Origin of the sequence: Dactylosporangium siamense (assembly GCF_016862795.1) — a bacterium.
GTDB lineage: Bacteria > Actinomycetota > Actinomycetes > Mycobacteriales > Micromonosporaceae > Dactylosporangium > Dactylosporangium siamense.
This window is the reverse complement of sequence record NZ_BONQ01000210.1, coordinates 1-18,445: the sequence shown is the minus strand read 5'-3', so window position 1 is coordinate 18,445 and position 18,445 is coordinate 1. Positions and strand designations below refer to the sequence as shown.

Annotated in this window: 19 protein-coding genes; 3 read left to right on the top strand and 16 right to left on the bottom strand. The window is 71.3% G+C overall.

Going from position 1 to position 18,445, the window contains the following annotated elements; translation table 11 throughout:
- Both flhB and Dsi01nite_RS55900 read right to left on the bottom strand, forming a co-directional pair.
- On the bottom strand, window positions 1–1,075 hold a 1,075-nt coding region (gene flhB / locus Dsi01nite_RS55905), incomplete at its 3' end, for a flagellar biosynthesis protein FlhB (RefSeq protein WP_203854698.1).
- Window positions 1,075–2,316 (bottom strand): EAL and HDOD domain-containing protein, encoded by a 1,242-nt coding sequence (locus Dsi01nite_RS55900; protein WP_203854697.1) that lies wholly within the window; start codon window positions 2,314–2,316, stop codon window positions 1,075–1,077. The genes Dsi01nite_RS55900 and flhB, both read right to left, overlap by 1 nt.
- Window positions 2,317–2,420: 104 nt before the next feature.
- Here Dsi01nite_RS55900 and flhA point away from each other — a divergent pair, with 104 nt between their 5' ends.
- The 3 genes from flhA to Dsi01nite_RS55885 all read left to right on the top strand — a co-directional run bounded on the left by flhA (window position 2,421) and on the right by Dsi01nite_RS55885 (window position 6,442).
- Entirely contained in the window at window positions 2,421–4,466 is a 2,046-nt protein-coding gene (gene flhA / locus Dsi01nite_RS55895) for a flagellar biosynthesis protein FlhA (RefSeq protein ID WP_239137271.1), read from the top strand.
- A gap of 235 nt (window positions 4,467–4,701) precedes the next feature.
- Window positions 4,702–6,138 carry a hypothetical protein gene (locus Dsi01nite_RS55890; protein ID WP_203854696.1) on the top strand — a complete coding sequence of 479 codons (1,437 nt, stop codon included), beginning with the start codon at window positions 4,702–4,704 and terminating at the stop codon, window positions 6,136–6,138.
- Between the two features lie 10 nt (window positions 6,139–6,148).
- Window positions 6,149–6,442 carry a hypothetical protein gene (locus Dsi01nite_RS55885; protein WP_203854695.1) on the top strand — a complete coding sequence of 98 codons (294 nt, stop codon included), beginning with the start codon at window positions 6,149–6,151 and terminating at the stop codon, window positions 6,440–6,442.
- A 27-nt stretch (window positions 6,443–6,469) separates the two neighbouring features.
- Here Dsi01nite_RS55885 and Dsi01nite_RS55880 read toward each other — a convergent pair whose 3' ends face one another.
- The 14 genes from Dsi01nite_RS55880 to Dsi01nite_RS55815 all read right to left on the bottom strand — a co-directional run bounded on the left by Dsi01nite_RS55880 (window position 6,470) and on the right by Dsi01nite_RS55815 (window position 18,384).
- Window positions 6,470–7,243: a flagellar biosynthetic protein FliR gene (locus Dsi01nite_RS55880; protein ID WP_203854694.1), complete on the bottom strand. Its 774-nt coding sequence runs from the start codon at window positions 7,241–7,243 to the stop codon at window positions 6,470–6,472.
- A complete protein-coding gene (gene fliQ / locus Dsi01nite_RS55875) occupies window positions 7,236–7,511 on the bottom strand; it encodes a flagellar biosynthesis protein FliQ (RefSeq protein WP_203854693.1) in 276 nt (91 codons plus the stop codon). The genes Dsi01nite_RS55880 and fliQ overlap by 8 nt, the downstream gene beginning before the upstream one ends.
- 12 nt (window positions 7,512–7,523) lie before the next feature.
- Window positions 7,524–8,336: a flagellar type III secretion system pore protein FliP gene (gene fliP / locus Dsi01nite_RS55870; protein WP_203854692.1), complete on the bottom strand. Its 813-nt coding sequence runs from the start codon at window positions 8,334–8,336 to the stop codon at window positions 7,524–7,526.
- Window positions 8,333–8,668, bottom strand: a complete 336-nt coding sequence (locus Dsi01nite_RS55865) for a FliO/MopB family protein (RefSeq protein ID WP_203854691.1) — start codon at window positions 8,666–8,668, stop codon at window positions 8,333–8,335. Before Dsi01nite_RS55865 ends, fliP begins: the two co-directional genes overlap by 4 nt.
- An 11-nt stretch (window positions 8,669–8,679) precedes the next feature.
- On the bottom strand, window positions 8,680–9,420 hold the full coding sequence (gene fliN, locus Dsi01nite_RS55860; RefSeq protein ID WP_203854690.1) for a flagellar motor switch protein FliN: 741 nt from the start codon (window positions 9,418–9,420) through the stop codon (window positions 8,680–8,682).
- Window positions 9,417–10,442, bottom strand: a complete 1,026-nt coding sequence (locus Dsi01nite_RS55855; protein WP_239137269.1) for a flagellar motor switch protein FliM — start codon at window positions 10,440–10,442, stop codon at window positions 9,417–9,419. Before Dsi01nite_RS55855 ends, fliN begins: the two co-directional genes overlap by 4 nt.
- Before the next feature lie 97 nt (window positions 10,443–10,539).
- Window positions 10,540–10,992, bottom strand: coding sequence for a flagellar basal body-associated FliL family protein (locus tag Dsi01nite_RS55850; protein WP_203854689.1), 453 nt, complete (start codon window positions 10,990–10,992; stop codon window positions 10,540–10,542).
- A 9-nt stretch (window positions 10,993–11,001) separates the two neighbouring features.
- A complete protein-coding gene (locus Dsi01nite_RS55845; RefSeq protein WP_203854688.1) occupies window positions 11,002–11,922 on the bottom strand; it encodes an OmpA/MotB family protein in 921 nt (306 codons plus the stop codon).
- The gene (locus Dsi01nite_RS55840; RefSeq protein ID WP_203854687.1) at window positions 11,922–12,695 is read right to left on the bottom strand and encodes a flagellar motor protein; all 774 of its coding nucleotides are present in this window, start codon (window positions 12,693–12,695) and stop codon (window positions 11,922–11,924) included. Before Dsi01nite_RS55840 ends, Dsi01nite_RS55845 begins: the two co-directional genes overlap by 1 nt.
- Before the next feature lie 3 nt (window positions 12,696–12,698).
- Window positions 12,699–12,983 carry a flagellar FlbD family protein gene (locus Dsi01nite_RS55835; protein ID WP_203854686.1) on the bottom strand — a complete coding sequence of 95 codons (285 nt, stop codon included), beginning with the start codon at window positions 12,981–12,983 and terminating at the stop codon, window positions 12,699–12,701.
- A 165-nt stretch (window positions 12,984–13,148) separates the two neighbouring features.
- Entirely contained in the window at window positions 13,149–14,372 is a 1,224-nt protein-coding gene (locus tag Dsi01nite_RS55830) for a flagellar hook protein FlgE (RefSeq protein WP_203854685.1), read from the bottom strand.
- Window positions 14,373–14,387: 15 nt separating this feature from the next.
- Complete coding sequence (locus Dsi01nite_RS55825; protein WP_203854684.1) at window positions 14,388–14,813, bottom strand: flagellar hook capping FlgD N-terminal domain-containing protein; 426 nt, start codon at window positions 14,811–14,813, stop codon at window positions 14,388–14,390.
- A gap of 95 nt (window positions 14,814–14,908) precedes the next feature.
- Complete coding sequence (locus tag Dsi01nite_RS58665) at window positions 14,909–17,419, bottom strand: flagellar hook-length control protein FliK (protein WP_203854683.1); 2,511 nt, start codon at window positions 17,417–17,419, stop codon at window positions 14,909–14,911.
- Window positions 17,416–18,384: a transglycosylase SLT domain-containing protein gene (locus Dsi01nite_RS55815; RefSeq protein WP_239137267.1), complete on the bottom strand. Its 969-nt coding sequence runs from the start codon at window positions 18,382–18,384 to the stop codon at window positions 17,416–17,418. Before Dsi01nite_RS55815 ends, Dsi01nite_RS58665 begins: the two co-directional genes overlap by 4 nt.
- Window positions 18,385–18,445 lie beyond the last annotated feature (61 nt).

Below are 18,445 nucleotides of genomic sequence, written 5' to 3'. Positions count from 1 at the left end.
GAGTGTCCGGGACGGTGTGCACGCCCGCGGCGGAACCCTTCGACTTGAGCATCATGATGAACGCCAGGACCCGGGCGACCGCGCCGAAGAACTCGGCCGGGATCTCGTCGCCGATGTCGCAGGCCCCGTAGAGCGCCCGCGCGAGCGGCACGTCGGAAACCATCGGCACCCGGTGCTCCTCGGCGACCTCACGGATCTTCAGGGCGATCACGCCCACGCCCTTCGCCACCACCCGGGGCGCGCCCTTCGTCGGGTCGTACCGCAGCGCCACCGAGACGTGCGTCGGGTTGACCACCACGACGTCGGCCCTCGGCACGTCGGACATCATCCGGCTGCGGGCCATCTCGTGCTGCCGCTGCCGGATCTGGCCCTTGACGTGCGGGTCGCCCTCGGACTTCTTGTGCTCCTCCTTGACCTCCTCCTTCGACATCTTCAGCTGCTTGTTGGTCCGTCGCTTCGCCACGAAGTAGTCGGCGAAGGCGAGCACGAGGCCGGTCGCCGCGGCGACCCGGATCACCTCGAGCACGGTGTCGGCGACCAGGCCGATGATGGTCTGCAGCGGCATCGCCGTCGCCCCGAGCAGCGTCGGGATGAGGGTCTGCATCGTGTTGTAGACGACGATGCCCAGGATGATGACCTTGGCGAGGGACTTGACGGCCTCCCACGCGGCCTGCCCGCCGAAGGTCTTCTTCAGGCCCTTGAGCGGGTTGAGCTTCTTGAAGTCCGGCTTCAGGGTCTTCGTCGCGGGGCGCAGGCCGCCCTGGGCGGCGGTGGCGAGGATCGCGAACACGAACAGGCCCACCGTGATCGGCGCGGACAGGATCACGATGTCCTTCACGCCGGTCTTGAACAGCTCGAGGGCCTTCGCCGGCTCCGGGTCGACCATCGCCTGCGTGCTCCGGGTGAACAGCTCCTGGGTCCGCGACATGATGTTGCGGGCCGTCATCGGCAGCAGCATGCTGGCCAGCAGCACCCCGCCCCAGGCGCCCAGATCCGGCGTGCGGGCCCTGGTGCCCTCACTGCGCGCCTTCCGCTTCTTCTGTTCGGTAGGCTCCTCGGTCTTTTCACCCGCCATCAGCGGCCGAGTGCCCCCTCGATCGTCCGCATCGACCAGCCGACCGCCGACAGGTACGCCTTGGCCAGGTCCGCCGAGGACACCGGGGCGCTCGCCAGGGCGTGTTCGTCGGCGACCTCGTAGGCCCGCACGATCGACAGCACCTGGCCGAGCCGGCCGTGCCCGTCGACGAGCGCGTCGGCCACCTCCACGGTCAGCGGCAACCGGTTCACCAGCTCCGCGACCGGCTCCGAGATGAGCTCGGCGACCCCGGCGAGCAGCCCGACGGTGAACGCCGCCTCGCCCTGCAGCCCGAGCCGCTCCGCGACGGTCTGGCACAGCCGGGCCCGGGCCATCGTCGTGGACAGCTGGTCCTCGGTCGCGGACTCCGCCACGTCACTGACCAGCATCAGCGCCGCCCACTGCCGGATCTTCGCGGAGCCGAGCAGCACGACCGCGTCGCGGACCGAGGCGACCTTGCGCGGCAGGCCGGACGCGGCGGAGTTGGTCGCCCGCAGCACCCGGTAGGACAGCGCCGGGTCGCTCTGCACGATGGTCGACACCTTCGCGATGTCGGCGTCCTCCGCGGTGACCGCGCCGAGCAGCTCCAGGCGGCGCAGCCGCGACGGGGACAGCGCGACCGCCGTCAGCACCTGGGGCCGGCCCACCGCGTAGCCCTGCAGCAGGTCGAACCCGAGCCGCTGGGCCAGGAGGATGTGCTCCTCGGACTCGACCCGCTCCGCGACCAGCTTGATGCCGGGGTAACGCCGGCACCGCGCCACCACCTCGGCGAGCTCGTCCGGCTCACGGATGAGCAGGTCCAGCTTCACGTAGGAGGCGAGCCCCAGCAGCCGGTCGTGACCGAGGCCGAACACGAAGTCGTCGAGGGCGATCTCGTATCCCTGCTGCACCAGCCGCGCGGTCCCGGCGAGCACCGCGTCGTCGATCTCGACGGTCTCCAGGATCTCCAGGATCGCGTGGTCCGGGTCGAAGGGCAGCGGCAGCTCGCCGACGAGGAAGTCGCGGGTCAGGTTGATGAAGCACTTGCGCCCGCCGACGAGCTGCTCGAGGCCGAACTCGGTGAAGGCGTTGACGATGACCTGGCTGGTCGCGTACGCGGTGCGCCGGGACGCCTCGATCTCGTCCGCGGCACCACGGAACAGCAGCTCGTAACCGACGACGTGGCCGGACCAGTCATAGAGCGGCTGCCGGCCTATGTGGACGAGCTGCGTCGAGTCGGGGGAGGTCGTTGCGGGCTGCACGCCCCAACGATCGGCACCGGACGCTGCAACCAAAGGAAAACCCTCAGAACGACCCGTACCGCACCGATCAGGGGAACGCGTCACATCAGAAAGACGGGGAGAGCGTGCCCAAACGCCTGTCGCAGTTCGTCGTGCCCATCGGCATCGTGATGATCATCCTCATGATGGTCGTGCCGCTGCCGGCCTTCCTGCTGGACACGCTGATCGCCGCGAACATCACCCTGGCGCTCGTGATCGTGCTGGTCAGCATGTATGTGAAGCGGCCGCTCGAGTTCTCCTCGTTCCCCTCGCTGCTGCTGATCGCGACCCTGTTCCGGCTGGCGCTCAACATCAGCGCGACCCGGCTCGTGCTCACCGACGGCTTCGCCGGCGCCGTCATCGACGCGTTCGGCCACTTCGTCGTCGGTGGTTCCCTCATCGTCGGCCTCGTCATCTTCCTCATCCTGTTCATCGTCCAGTTCATGGTCGTCACCAAGGGTGCGGAACGCGTCGCGGAGGTCGGCGCCCGCTTCACCCTCGACGCGATGCCCGGCAAGCAGATGGCGATCGACGCCGACCTCAACGCCGGTCTCATCGACGAGGCGACGGCCCGCAAGCGGCGCACCGAGATCACGTCCGAGGCGAGCTTCTACGGCGCCATGGACGGCGCGTCGAAGTTCGTCAAGGGCGACGCGATCGCCGCGATCATCATCACCCTGGTCAACCTCATCGGCGGCTTCGCCATCGGCATGCTGCAGCGCGGCATGTCCCCGGCCGACTCGATCGCCACCTACTCGCTGCTGTCCGTCGGCGACGGCCTGGTCTCGCAGATCCCGGCGCTGCTGCTGTCGGTGGCGACCGGTCTGATCGTGACCCGCTCCGCCAACGACGGCGACATGGGCACCACGGTCAGCAAGCAGCTCAGCCAGAACCGCCGCGCGCTGCAGATCGGCGGCGGCGCGGCCCTCGCGCTGTGCCTCATCCCGGGACTGCCGAAGCTGCCCTTCCTGCTCGTGGGCGCCGCGGTGCTGATCATCGCGCAGCGCCTGCCGAAGCCGGTCAGCGAGGAGGACGCGCAGGCCGCCGCCGAGGCGCAGGCCGAGCCGCCACCGCCGGACCCGACCGAGACGCTCCTGAGCGAGATGCGCGTCGACCCCTTGGAGCTCGCCCTCGCCCCCGACCTCGTCGACCTCGTCGACGCCAGCGGCGGCGACCTCCTCGAACGCGTCCGGGCGCTGCGCCGCAAGGTGGCCCTGGAGCTCGGCATCGTCATGCCGCCGGTGCGGACCCGCGACGACCTGGAGCTGCCGCTGTCGACGTATGCGGTGCGCATCAGCGGCGTCGAGGTCGGCCGCGGCCAGGCCCCTCCCGGCACGGTCCTGGCGATCGGCGACGGCCTGGAGTTCCTGCCCGGCCGGGCCGGCGTCGAGCCGGTCTTCGGCCTCGCCGGCAAGTGGGTCCCGGCCGAGCTGCGCCACCAGGCCGACCTCACCGGCGCCACGGTCGTGGACCGGGCCTCGGTCATCATCACGCACCTGGCGGAGATCGTCCGCATCCACGCCAGCCGCCTGCTCGGCCGCGAGGACGTCCGCGCGCTCACCGAGATCGTCAAGCGCACGCACCCGGTCGTCGTGGAGGAGCTGACCCCATCGGCGCTCAGCCTCGGCCAGGTCCAGCGGGTGCTGCAGACGATGCTCGACGAGGGCGTGCCGATCCGCGACCTCGTGCGCATCTTCGAGTCGCTGTCGCTGCAGGCCAAACAGTCCACCGACCCGGACTCGCTGGTCGAGGCGGCGCGCGCGTCGCTCGGGCCGGCGATCGCCTCGCGCTACGCCCACGAGGGCACCCTGACCGCGATCACGCTCGACCCGCGGCTCGAGCAGCAGCTGCTGGAGTCGTTGCGTCCCACCGACAGCGGGCTGCAGCTGCTGATCGACACGGCCCGCGCCGAGTCGATGCTCGCCGACCTCACCAGAATCACCGAACTCGGCGAGGAACGCGGCGCCAGTCCCGTCCTCGTCTGCTCACCGCAACTGCGCAACGCACTGCGAAAGCTGGTGCTGATGGCGCTACCGCGTTTGCCGGTTCTGTCTTACTCAGAGATCGCCGGGAGTACGCTGCGGATTGAGACTATTGGGGTGGTGAATGGTGCCTACCCGGTTGCTGCTTGAGGGTCGTGACCTCGAAGAACTGCTCGCGCAGGTCCGCGCCGAGCACGGGCCGGACGCTGTCATCGTCTCCGCCGAGAAAGTGCGCACCGGTGGAGTCGGTGGCCTTTTCGGCACTCAGAAATATGAGCTGACGGTGGAGGTCCCGGATGCCGCTTCGACAACTCAATCATCCGGTCGACCCGCCCGCCAAAGCGACACGCCGAATCGTTCGCTGAGTATTCAGGATCTGGCCGCGATGGCGGACGCCGCCGAGGCGCAGGGCAGGAATCCGACGTTCGCCGACGTGCTCGCCGGCGCCTGGGACGGCGGCCCGCCACCGCCGCCTTCCACCGCGGGCCAGCCGCGGCCGCCGGTGGCGGACGGCCCACCCAGGCCGCCGGCCGCGCCGGTCGCGCCCAACCGGCCGCCGGCCGCGCCGGCCGCACCCAACCGGCCGCCGGCCGCAACTGCCGCGCCCAACCGGCCGCCGACCGCAGCTGACGCGTTGCACCAGCTGTTGGGCGACGCGGCGCCCGCCGACGCGCCCGGGGGCACGCCCTCGGTGCGTCCGTTCCGGCCGGCGGCGAACCAGCCGATCGCGAAGCTCGGCGTGCGGCAGGTCAACGCCGACCCGCGCTTCGAGCAGCGCCCCGAACCACCGCAGCCACAGCGGTATCAGCCGCCGCCCGTCGATCCCCGTGGGATGCCGTGGGGCTCCGCGGGCGACGGCGGCAACCGGCCCGAACAGACGCGGATGGACCCGCGAAGGCGCGCACCACAGCGCCCGAACCCGCCCCGCCCACAGCTGTCCGACCTTGACACCGAATTCTGGCAGGAGTCCCCAATGCCTGTTGAAGCCACCGCCACCGTGGAGAAGCCGCGGACGCCGGACCAGAGTGAACGGCTGGCCGGCACCTACAACCCGCACACCGCGGCGCCGGCCGCCGCGCAGGCGACGGAGCGCGCCGCCCCGGCCGCGGCGGCCACCGCCGCCCCCGCCGCCGAACGGGTCGTCGATCGCCCCGCCGCGGAGAAGCCCGAGCGGCAGACCGCGCTGGGCCGCCGGCTGCAGTCGCTGGGCGTGCCGACCGACATCGCGTTCCGGGCCAACGTCGCCGACACGTACTCCGCGGTCGTGGACGCCTTCTCGGCGCTGCCGGCCGCCGAACCGGCACCCGACGGTCCGGGTGAGACGCTCATCGTCGTCGGCGAGTCGACCCACGCCGTCGAGGTCGCCCGGTGGGTCGCCGAGGCGCAGCGCCTCGACACCAGCCACATCCTGTTCGCCGGCCGCAACGCGACCGCCGCGGGCATCGACGCGAAGCGCCGCATCACCGGCGCCCACGACGCCCGGCTCTGGGCCAAGAAGCTGCGCAAGTCCGACTCGCCCAGCGTCGTCGCCGTCGAGGCGGCCCTGGACGAGTCCGCCTGGGCCGCCGCGATCGTCGAGGCGGTCCGGCCCGTCGCGGTGTGGGTCGTCGTCGACGCCAGCCGCAAGACCTCCGACGTCGCCCACCACCTGCAGGGCCTGCGCCGCGTCGACGCGATCTGCCTGCGCGGCACGATGTCCAGCGGCGACCCGGCCAGCCCGCTGTCGCTGCGCCTGCCGGTCGCGCTCCTCGACGGCCGCCCGTCCACCCCGTTCCAGTGGGCCGCGATGCTCTGCGAGCGGCTGAGCCTGGTGGGCGGCTGACGTGCTCGGTATGGCGCGGTTCCCCACGCTGTTCCTGGCGTTGCTGATCGCGTCGCCCGCCCTGTACGCCACCTTCGTGACCCACCAGCTCGACCTGCAGACCGGACTGTTGCGCCTGCTGATCGCGGTGCCGGTGGCGGCCGTCATGCTGGCCGTGTTCCGGCTGGTCACCCGCGACTACGGCAAGGACGACGAGCGGAAGAAGGAGCCGGCGTCCGAATCCGACGGCGACGAGGAGCCGCTGCGGGCCGAGGCGGTGGCCGGCGAGCCCTTCCCGCAGCGGCGCGCCGAGGACGCCCAGTAGCCGCCCAGCAGATGCCCGCAGCCGCGGTCAGGTGGCCAGCAGGCGCAGGACCAGCGTGACCGAGCGGTCGGTCAGGTTGGCCACGGCGTTCGGCAGCAGCATCATCGCCGTGCCGACGATCAGCAGCGTCAGCAGCACCTTCGCGGGGAAGCCGAACGAAAACGGGTTCAGCGCCGGCGCCGCGCGGGTCAGCAGGCCCAGCGCGACGTCCACCGCGAGCATGATCGCGATCAGTGGCGCCGCGATCTGCAGGCCCGCCAGGAACATCTCGCCCAGGCCGCCGTTGATGATCTCGGCGAAGGTCCGCAGCGACAGCGCGTCGTTGAGCGGGATCGCGGTGTAGGAGCGCGCGAACCCCCGCAGGATCAGCTGGTGGGAGTCGGTGGCGAACATGAGCGCCATGCCGATGAGGTTGTAGAGGCGGCCGAACACGGCGTTGCCCTGCTGGGAGAACGGGTCCATCGAGAAGGCGAGGCTGAAGCCGCCGACGAGGTCGATGAGGTTCCCGGCGACCTGGACGGCGGCGAAGAGCAGCGCGGTGATGAAGGCCAGCGCGGCGCCGACCACGGCCTGCTCGGCGGCGTTGGCGGCGAGGACGCCGGCGGACATGTCGGCCGGGATCTGCGGGGCGAGGCGCGGCGCGAGGGGCAGCGCGATCGCCACGGACAGCAGGGCCTTCACCGGGCCAGGGGCGCCGCGGTTGTTGAACGGCGGGCACAGCGCGAGCCACACCCCGGCGCGGATCGAGCCGAGGAGGATCGCCAGCACCGTGCTCAGCGGCACGGTGTAGGTGTCAGGCACCTTTGATCAGGTCGGGGATCTGGGCGTACAGCTGCTCGGTGTAGCTGATCATCTCGTGCAGCATCCAGTTGCCGGCGAAGAGCAGGGCGAGCCCGATCGCGGCGGCCTTCGGCACGAAGGACAGCGTCGACTCCTGGATCTGGGTGACGGACTGGAACAGGGAGATGGCGAAGCCGACGATGAGCGCGGTGAGCAGGATCGGTGCGCCGAGCTTCGCGGCGATCGTCATGGCCTGCAGGCTCAGTTCGATGATTTTGGTGTCGGTCATTGGAGCACCTCGTCAGTGATAGCTGGCCACGAGCGCGGTGAGGATCAGCCCCCACCCGTTGACCAGGACGAACAGCAGGAGCTTGAACGGCAGCGCGATCGTGACCGGCGGCAGCATCATCATGCCCAGCGACATGAGCGCCGCCGAGACGACCATGTCGATGACCAGGAACGGGATGTAGATGACGAAGCCGATGATGAACGCGGCCCGCAGCTCCGACAGGACGAAGGCGGGCACCAGCGTGGTCAGCGGCACGTCGTCCTTGTTCTTCGGCAGGGGGCGGTCGGCGATCTTCGTGAAGAGCGCGATCTCGTCCTTGCGGGTCTGCTTGAGCATGAACGCCTCGAGTGGCTGGACCCCGTCCTTGAACGCCACCGCCTGGCTCTTGTCTCCTTTCAGGTAGGGCTGCAGGCCGACGTCGTTCACCTCGCCGATGACCGGCGACATGATGAAGAGGCTGACGAACAGCGCCATGCCGGCGATCACCTGGTTGGGCGGCACGTTGCTGAGGCCGAGCGCGTTGCGGGTGATCGACAGGACCACGAAGACCTTCGTGAAGCTCGTCGTCATCAGCAGCAGCGACGGCGCGATCGACAGCAGGGTCAGCAGGATGATGATGGTGATCGACTGGCTGGGCTGCACGCCGCCGACGTCGATGTTGACGGTGCCGTCGGGCGGGCTGGGCGACACCGGTGGCTTCGGTGTCGGCGCGGCCAGGGCGGCGCCCGGCAGGAGCAGCACCGTGCCGATGACGGCGGCACCCAGCAGGGACCGCCGCAGCCCGGCTGTCGCTTCCAGGACAGGCCCTGGCGCCGCGGACCTCATCGCCGGCCCCGCAGGAACTGCCAGACGTCCTTGGCGAACAGGGAGCCCGCGAGCGGGGACGGTGCCGAGGCCTCGGCGGGCGGCTCGAACAGGTGCGCGTCGGCGTCGGCGAGCAGCGACACGCCCGCGTCGCTGACGCCGAGGACCAGGGCCCGGTCGGCGACCTTGACCACCGCCACCGACGACCCGCGGCTGAGCTGCTGGCGGGCGAGGACGGTGAGCAGCCCGGCGCCGTGGCCGCCGGTGCCGCGCCGAGCGAGCCGGGCGAGAGCCCAGAGTATTGCGAAAACTACTGTGAGTGAGCACAGGACGCGCAGTGCCAGTTCGATCATGGCGGGGGGTCCTAGGCCCGGTCCGTCGGGCCGACGATCTCGGTGATCCGGATGCCGAAGTTCTCGTCGATCACGACCACCTCGCCGCGGGCGATGAGCCGGCCGTTGACCAGCAGGTCGGCCGGGCCACCGGCGGCCCGGTCCAGCTCGATCACCGCGCCGGGGGCGAGCGACAGCAGCTCCCGCACGCTCATCCGGGTGCGGCCGAGCTCGGCGGTGACCTCCATCTCGACGTCGTGGAGAAGGTCGAACGCCGGCCGGCCCCGGTCGCCGCGTTCCGCGCGGGGCTCGTCGCCGCCCGGGCCGCCGGTGACCTCGACCGCGACGGCGAGCGCGACGACGGCCTGGACGACGCCCTCGTCGGTGCGCAGCGGCACGAGGATGCCGCCGGCGTCGACCAGCTGGCCCATCGCGTCGGCGGGTTCGAGCACCTCGCCGGGGTCGACGACGACCGGCCCGACGGTGGCCGCCGCGGCCTCGAGCGCGGGCCGGACCGCCTGGCTCAGGTCCAGGGCGCCCATGGGGGAGTTGGCCAGGGCCTCGACCAGGTCGGCGGTGACGACGATCGCGACCTCGCCCTGCGCGGTGCCGGCGAACCGGGCACGGACCGCCTGGCCGTCGATGGCGAGCTCGTCGACGTTCTGGGTGGGCGCACCGACGGAGAGCGGGGAGCTGGCGGGCAGCAGCGCCACGGCGGCCTGTGCGGCCGCCTCGGCGCGGGCCAGCAGGGCCTCGTTGGTGGCGGTGGTCATCGGCGGGTCTCCTCAGCGCGGTTCTGGCCGAGCTGTCCGGCTGGCTGTGCGGCGGGCCGGTGTGTCGGTCGTTGACCCGGCTGTGGGCTCGGCACCACGAGACAGGCCAGTCGGTTGCCCTGGGCGCCGGGGACGGCGTAGGCGAACGTGATGTCCGCCGTCGTCACGGCCAGGGGTGTCGAGGTGGTGTGGGCGAGGGGCACCACGTCGCCGGGGCGCAGGCCGATCAGGTCGGCGGGGTGCATGCGCACCGGCTGGAAGCGCACCGCGACCTCGATCGGCGCGCCCTCGAGCCCGGCCACCACGTTGCGGTACGCGGCCTCGCGGGCCAGCCGCTGCGCCTCGGTGAGCACCGCGCTGCCCTGCTCGCCCTGCAGCTTGGGAAAGATCGAGCCGAACGGCAGGCAGATGCTGGCCACGCACTCCTCGGTGCCGACCCGCATCTCGAACGAGGCGACGATGACGGCGTCCGAGGTCGCGCCGGCCTGGGCGAACTGCGGGTTGTACTCGATCGTGGTCATCTCCGGCCGTAACGCCACGATGCCCTCGAAGGCGTAGCGCAGCTCGCCGAGCGTCCGTTCGATGAGGCCGTGCAGCAACGGCGTCTCGATGTCGCTCAGTGGGCGTTGAGGCTGCGGACCGCCCGGACCGCCGAGCATGTGGTCGATGCAGGCCATGGCGGTGCTCAGGGAGAACTCCAGAATGGCTGTGCCGGGTAGAGGATCGATGCTGAACATGGCGACGATGGTCGGGCTCGACAGGCCGCTGATGTACTCGTCGTAGGTCAGCTGCTCGATGGAGATCAGGCTGACCTGCGACACCGCCCGGAGGCTGGTGGTCAACAGTGTGGCGTACTGGCGGGCGAAGGTCTCGTAGGAGATCTGGAGCGTTCGGATGTGTTCTCGGGACAGTTTGGTCGGACGCCGGAAGTCATACGGCTCGGGACCGGAGCTTTTGCCGCCGCGCCGGCTCATCTTGCCGGGCGTGCGGCCGCTACCGGTCGCCGACGTTGACTGCGTCACTCTCTTACCATCGGTCTTTTTGGGTGCACCTTGACGGAAAACGGCCGAAACGGACCTGGAGGTTTCCTTGAAAACCCCCAGATCCGCCGGTTCGTGGCTATTGGATCACGAACGACGTGAAGTACACGTCCATGATCTCTTTCTCCTTCGCCACCGTGTAGGCCTTCTCGATCTTCTCCTTGAGCTCCGCCTTCAGGCGCTCCCGCTCCGCGTTGGACATCAGCTCGGCCATCTCGCGGTTGCTGTACAGGTCGATCGCGATGTCGAGCGCCTTGCTGCCGTCCGGTGGCTCAGCGGCCGCCGCGGTGGCCTGCAGCGACAGCCTCAGCTTCAGGTAGTGCCCGTCCGCCAGGTTGATCGTGATCGCGTCCAGGGGCACCACCACCCCCGGCTCCGGCGCCTTCTCCGCTGTGGCGGAGGACGGCTTGAGCATGAGGTAGCCACCCGCGCCGCCGCCCAGCAGCACCACCGCGATCGCGATGATCATGATGAGCTTCTTCTTGCCCTTCTTCGGGGCCTCTTCGGTCGCCGGCTTCTCGTCGTCCGCCATGCTCGCTCCTCAGCCGCCCGAGGAAGCCGAGGGCAGCAGGGCCCGGGTGTCGGCCGGAAGGGACGACAGGACGATGATCTCCACCCGCCGGTTGAGCGACGCCGCGCGCGGGTCGTTCGCCGGATACAGCGGCTTGGTGTCGGCGTAGCCCGCCGCCAGCAGCCGGTTCTCGGCGATGCCGGCGTTGCTGTGCAGGTAGCGGACCACGGTGGAGGCGCGGGCGGAGGACAGCTCCCAGCCGCTCGGATACGTGCCGGTCGTCGCGGCCAGCTGGTTCGTGTGCCCGTCGACCTCGATCTTGTTCGGCAGGCCGGAGATCGCCGGGCCGATGCCCTTCATGATCTCCTGGCCGGCGGACAGCAGCTGCGCCTCGCCGCCGTCGAACACGACCGCGCTGGTGACGACGGTGACGACCAGGCCGCGCTCGTCGACGGAGAACTTCACCGAGTCGGCGAGCCCCTCCGCCTTCAGGCTCTCCTCGATCTGGGCCTTGATCTTCTCGAAGTTCTCGACCTCCTGCTGCGCCGCCTTCTGCTTCGCCGACGCCGACGCCCGCTCCTTGGCCGCCACGGCCTCCTGGACCGCGGTCGCGTCGGCGGTGGTGCCGCCGATGCCCGAGGACATGTCCATCGGGGAGTTGCTGTCGGAGGACTCCATGAGCGAGGCCTCGCCGCCCTCGAACGCCACCGACGGGGACCCGAAGCCGACCGCCAGACCGTTCTTGAGCTCCGCGAACTTCTTCTGGTCGACCTGGCTGATCGCGAACAGCACGATGAAGAGCACCATCAGCAGCGTCATCATGTCGGCGTAGCTGACCAGCCAGCGCTCGTGGTTCTCGTGCTCCTCGTCGTGTGCCGCGTGCTTCTTGCCGTGCCCCTTGGCGTGCGCACCCTTCGTGCCGCCCTTTGCAGCATGCCCACCTCCGCTCATCAGGCGGCCTCCTTCTTCTCGGTGACGCTGCCCGGCGGCAGCAGGCTTCGGAGCTTCTGTGCGACCAGGCGGGGGTTGGCCCCTGCCTGGATGTTGATGATGCCGGCGATCACGAGCTCCATCTGTGCGCATTCGAGCTCGGACAGCCGTTTCAACTTGGCTCCCATCGGCAGCCACATGACGTTTGCTGAGAGAACCCCCCAGAGCGTCGCCACGAAGGCGCCGGCGATGAGGTGACCGAGCTTGTCCGGCTGGCTCAGGTTCTCCAGCACGTGGATCAGGCCGATGACCGTGCCGATGATGCCGATCGTCGGCGCGTATCCGCCCATCGCCGTGAAGATCGAACCGGCCTGCTTGTCGGCCTTGCGTTTCGCGTCGACCTCGGCCTCGAGGATCGCCGCCAGCTCCTCGGAGTCGGTGCCGTCGATGGCGAGCTGCAGGCCCTTCTTGAGGAACGGATCCTGCACCTCCTTCATCGCGTCCTCCAGGGCCAGCAACCCCTCGCGCCGGGCCTTCTCGGCGAGCTTCACGATGTCGTCGACGAGCGAGTCGGCCGGCTGCACGTTGCCCAGCAGCACCCGCTTGAACGAGTCGGCGAGCGCGATCGTGTCCTTGAGCATGCCGCCGGCCATGGCCGCGCCGAGCGTGCCGAAGAAGACCAGGATCAGCGGCGGCACCAGGAAGATGGAGCCGGGGCTGCCGCCTTCAAGGATCATCGAGGCGAAGATCGCGATGAAGGCCAGCACGATGCCGATGATGGTTGCCGGATCCATGTGTTATCGCTCCCGACGATGCAGCTGGACGACGTTGGTCTCCTTGACGCGCTCCCGGGCGTCCTCGGCGCGTTCGCCCGAGGTCTGCCCGACGAGCTGCTGTGCGTCCACGACGACCTGCGCCCGGTACTGGCGGATCAGCGCCACCAGCTCCGGCAGGGACTCGGCGATCAGGTACTTCGTCCCGTCGACCAGCGTCACGACCGTGTCGGGGGTGCAGTCGGCCCGCTCGACCAGGTCGGGGTTGAGTGCGAACACCGGGCCGTTGAGTCTGGTCAGCAGGATCATCGACGCGCTCCCGTCCTTGGTGGTTGTGGGCGAGGTCCCCTCCGTGGTGCCTTCGGACTTCACATCGGACCGATCGGCCGACAGGTGAGGAGTTGACGGTTGCCGGGGGGTAGCTACGACAAAGGCCCGCCATCGCTGGCGGGCCTTTTGTAGAAGAAAGTCCGGTTACCGCTTCAGGTTCACCAGTTCCTGCAGCACCTCGTCGGACGTGCTGATCACCTTCGAGTTGGCCTGGAAGCCGCGCTGGGCCACGATCAGGTTGGTGAACTCCTGGGCGAGGTCGACGTTGGACATCTCCACCGCACCGCTCTGCAACGTGCCGAGACCCACCGTCCCGGCCACACCCACCTGCGCCAGACCCGAGTTCACCGTGAACCGGTAGAGCGAGTCGCCGACCTTCTCCAGGCCGGGCGGGTTGTTGAAGTTGGCCAGGGCGAGCTGCGCCACCGTCTGCTTGTTGCCGTTGGAGAACACGCCGACCAGCTGACCGTCGGGGTTGATGCTGAACGACTGCAGCGTCGCGGCCGGCGAACCGTTCTGGCTCAGTGGGCTCACCGTGGTGTTGCCGGTGTACTCCGTCAGGCCGGCCAGGTCGACCTCGACGCCGATGCCGTCGTTGTCCGGGTCGTACAACAGGCCGATCTTCGTGTCGCCGTTCGAGTCCGTGTACGTCGGCGCACTGATCTGCCCGTTCGGCAGGAACGTCAGGGGCGTGGACGCCGAGGGCGTGCTGCCGTCGCTGACGACCGCCTCCCAGCCGCCGGCGGTCAGCGTGAACGTCGTCGTCAGCGTCACCACGTTGCCCTGCACGTCGTACGTCTTGATCGCGCGCGGGATCGTGGTGTTGACCGGCGCGTCGGCCGGCAGGTTACCGGCCAGGACCATGTTGCGGGTGGCGTTCGGCGCGATCAGCGTGCCCATCGGCAGCCGGATGTCGCCGATCGGCGCGTTCGTGTTGACCTCGCCGTTGACCGCCGGCCAGCCCTGCACCGCGGCGCCGGTCGGCGTCACCAGCTTGCCCTCGGCGTCGAAGTTGAACGCGCCGGCCCGCGTGTACAGCATCTCGTCGGTGGAGTTGACGATGAAGAACCCGTCACCGGAGATCATCACGTCCGTCGCGCGACCCGTGGTCTGCGCCGACCCCTGGATGAAGCTCGTGTTGATCGCGCCGAGCCGGACGCCCAGGCCGACCTGCGCCGGGTTGGTGCCGCCCTGGCCCTGCTGCGGCGCGCCGGCTGCCTTCATCATCTGGCTCAGCGTGTCCTCGAACACCACCTGCGACGACTTGAACCCCACGGTGTTGACGTTGGCGATGTTGTTGCTGGTGACATCCATCATCTGCTGGTGGGCCCGCAGACCGCTGATGCCGGAGAAGAGTGAGCGGAGCATTGGGGAGGGGTCCTTTCAGGATGCCGGGGCGCGGACTTCCTTGACCGCACTGAGCGCGACATCCTTGTCGCCGACCCGCAGGGTGGGGCTGGTGCCTGAGAACGCCGCCGCGCTCACCACGCCGGACTGCTCCTTGCCGTCCTGGTCGGTGTACGCGACGGTCTTGCCGATGAGGTTGCTCGCACCGAGCTGCAGCTGGGCGGTGAGCAGGCTCTGCTCCATCGTCGCCAGGTCGCTCAGCTTCTCGACCGTGGTGAACTGCGCCGTCTGGGCCAGGAACTCCGAGTTGTCCATCGGCTTCATCGGATCCTGATACTTCAGCTGCGCCACGAGCAGCTTCAGGAACGCGTCCTTGCCCAGGTCACCGCCGGGCTTCGCGGGCGCTTCCTGCTTCTTGGCGTCGGTCTTGCCGACGTCGTCCGGCGCGTTCGTCTTCGGCACGTAGTCGCTGACGTTGCCAGGGACCGGCTTCGGGACGTAGGCGCCGACGCTGCCACTGACGGGTGTCGTCGGGGTGGTGATGGCGGAACCCCCTCCTAGATGCGCACGTCGACCAACGCGGCTGAGCCGTCCGGTTCGCGGACTTCCGCATCCGCCCGTGGTTCGGGTGCCTGCTGTTGAGATCGACCCTGCGACTGCCAACCTGAGAACTGTTGCGATTGGTTGCCCGGCCGGCCGGTATCTGGTTGCGAGTTCTGGTGCAGGTCCAGCGTGCACTGGGCGAACCCGCCGTCACGCAGGTCCTGCCGCAGGTCCGGCAGCGCCGCCTGCAGCGCCACCCGGGCCGCCTCGCTGCCCGCCGCCAGCTGCACGGCGATCGCCCCGTCGCGCACCTCGGCGACGATGCTGACCGGCCCCAGGTCACCGGGGCTGAGCTGGATCGTCATCCGGTGCACCCCGTCAGGCCCCTTCCGCAGCGGCGTCAGCACCATCGCCACCTGGGTCGCCACCGGCGGCTGAGCGGTCGCCGGAGCCTGGTTCGCCGGCGCGGACGTCGCCACAGCCGTTGCCAGCTGCGGCTGCTGCGGGGGTACGCCCACCGCCTGCACCTGGTCCTGCCCCTGCTCGCCCCGCGTCCCGGCGCCCGGCGGCCGGCCCCTGTCGGGGGTGCCACGGCCCTGGGCGTCGCCGGCGAGGGCACTCTGCGCGGCCTGCTGTGCGGCGAACTGCGGCAGGCCCGGGTTCGTGACCGCGGCCGGCTGATCGGCGCCGGCGCCTCGCGCCCCGGTGCCGGCCTCCGCGTCCACCGGCGCGGTCGTGCCGGTCTGGACGGCGGCGACCTGGACCGCTGCCTGCGCCGCCTGCGCCGCTTGGACCGCTGCCTGCGCCGCGGCCGGGGCGGCGGCCGGTGGCGCGGCGGTGGGCGGCGCGGTGCCCGGCGGGACGGGGCCGGGCTGGGGGAGCGGTGGCGGGACCCCGGCGGCGCCGACCGTCCCGGTGGCCGCGGTCCCGACCTGTGCGCCGACCTGTGCGCCGGCCTGCGCGCCGACCTGTGTGCCGGTCTGTGCGCCCGGCTGGGCACCGACCCGCGGTTCGGGCCGCGTGTCGGCGTCGGAAACGGCCCGGGCCGTGGCCTGGACGTGCAGGGGAACCGCCGGAACGGCGCCATCCCCGGCGACCGCGTCCGGGGCGCCGGCGTCCGGGGTCGCGCCGATGAGGCGGTGCGCCGCCAGGGTCGCCCGAGCTGCCTGCGGCGCCTGATCCACCTGGGTGGCGAGGGGGACCTGGGCCGGCCGGGTCGCCTCGACGAGGTGCGCTGCCTGCGAGAGGAGCGTGCCGCCGGCCGGCGCGGGATGCCGTCCCGCGACTGCGGTGACCTGCTGCTCGACCGGTGTGACCGCTACGGGCTGGCCGGTTGCGGCCGGGTCAGGTCCAGCCATCAGTCCCGCGGCGGCCTGAGCCGCGGTGGCTTGACCTGCGGCGGCCTGAGCCGTGGTGGCTTGGCCTGTGGTGGCTTGGCCCGTGGTGGCTTGGCCTGTGGTGGACTGGCCCGTGGTGGACTGGCCCGTGGTGGACTGGCCCGTGGTGGACTGGCCCGTGGTGGCATGGCCTGTGGTGGCCGGTGCCGCGGTCCGGTCGGTGGTGGCCGGTGCGCGGTCGTCCGCCGCCGCCCCAGGGATGGTGAGGCCGGCGCCGGGCAGCGGGTTGCCGGTCCAGGCGCCGAGGTCCGCCGGGGGTCCGGCCGACGCGGGCGATCCGGCCTGTGCGGCCGACGACGCGCCGATCGGCCCGCCGGTCCGCGGAGCGCCCGGGAACACACCCTGCGTCCCGACCGACCCGACGGCCGTCCCGGCCGGGCCCGTGATCGTAGGAGGCACCGGCACCGGTGCGCCGGTGGCGTCGACCGGCCCGGCCACCGTGGTGATTCCGGGCCGCGCCGCCGCCGCGACGAGCATCGCCTCGAGGGTGCCCGACCCGGTGGGCCGCGCCCCGGCGGCCGGGTTCGCGGCCGGGTTCGCCGGGCGCCGTCCCGCATCGCCGCCGGTCCGCGCCACGTCCGGGTGCCCGGCGCCCGCCGGTTCCGCGAAACCGGCCGGCCGGGACGTCCCGGCGGGCGCCGCGTCGCCACGGTCCCGGGGCTCGGCACCGGGCCCGCGTTCGGCGGCGGTGGCCGGGCGCGCCGGCTCCCGCACGGACGCGGCGGCACGGTCCCCGACGGGCCGGTCGGCGCGGTCGTGGGTCTCCGCGCGGCGGTCGGTGTCGGCCCGCCGCACCATCGCGTCGCGCTGCTGGTGCACGGCCGCCGCGGCGGTCACCGCGTCGGTGTCGGGCGTGCGGGTGCGCGGCCGGTCGTCCCGGACCCGGCGGTCCCGCACCGGGAACCGCCGCTCCTGCTCAGGCTGCTGGTCGCCGTGCCGGGTGTGGTCGGGCCGCCGGTCGGCGACGGCACGGTCGCGGGCGCCCTGCGTCGGTGCCCCCAGCGAGGCCCGGCCGTGCGTCGCCGCGGCCAGCGCGGCGGCGAAGGCATCGGAGGGACCTGTGGCGGCGACCGGGTCCGCGGAGCGGGCGCCGCCGGCGGCTCTGGTCGCGTCCAGTGGCGCGGTCATGCGAACCCTCTTCCCGCGAGCTGTTCCATCGCAGCCTTGACCTTCGGCACGTAGGCCTGGGTCTGTGCGAACGGTGGGATGCCGCCGTACCGGCTGACCGCGCCGCCGCCGGCGTTGTAGGCGGCGAGGGCCAGGTCGATCGAGCCGAAGCGGTCCAGGTTCGACGACAGCATCCGGGCCGCGCCGTCGACGGCCTGGGCCGGGTCGAGGGCGTCGACGCCGAGCCCGCGGGCGGTCGCCGGCATCAGCTGCATGAGACCCTGCGCGCCGGCGCCGCTGACGGCGGCCGGGTTGTATCCGGACTCGACCTTCGCGACCGCGGCGAGGAGCGAGGGCGCGAGGCCGTACTTCGCACCCGCCTGCTGGAACAGGTCGGCGTAGGGCACCCCGGTCAGCGACGCGGGTCGCATCGCCGCCGACGTGACCATCGCACCGGTCGAGGCGGCGGCGGACCCCATGCTGGTCGCGTCGAGGGACGTGGTGGGCACGATCCGGCGGATGGCGGTCGGGGTCTCGTACACCTCCTGGATCTTCACCACGTCGCCGGCGTGCGGGGCGGCGATCATGCGGTTGCCACCGAGGTAGAGGCCGACGTGGTCGACGGGGCTACCGAAGGCGAGCAGGTCGCCGGGGCGGGCGTGGGCCAGGTCCGCCACCGCCGTGCCCTCGCGGGCCTGGTCCTTCGCGACCCGGGGGAGCTTGACGCCGAGGTCGGCGTAGACGCGCTGGACGAGCCCCGAGCAGTCCAGGCCACTCTCCGGGTTCGTGCCGCCGAACACGTACGGCGTGCCGAGGTACTGCTTCGCCGCGTCCACGACCGAGGCGCCGGTCACCGCCCGGGAACTGTCCATCGTGGACTGCAACGCCGCCGCGAACGCGTCGCCGCCGCCGGCCGCGGCGGGTGCGCCGAGCCCGATCCGGCTGCGGATCTCGGCGACCCGGGCCTGCGCCTCGTAGACGGTCATGCGTCCTCACTCCGTTCCGGGCGCCTGACCCGACGCTGGTCTGCTGATGACCGGCCCGAGA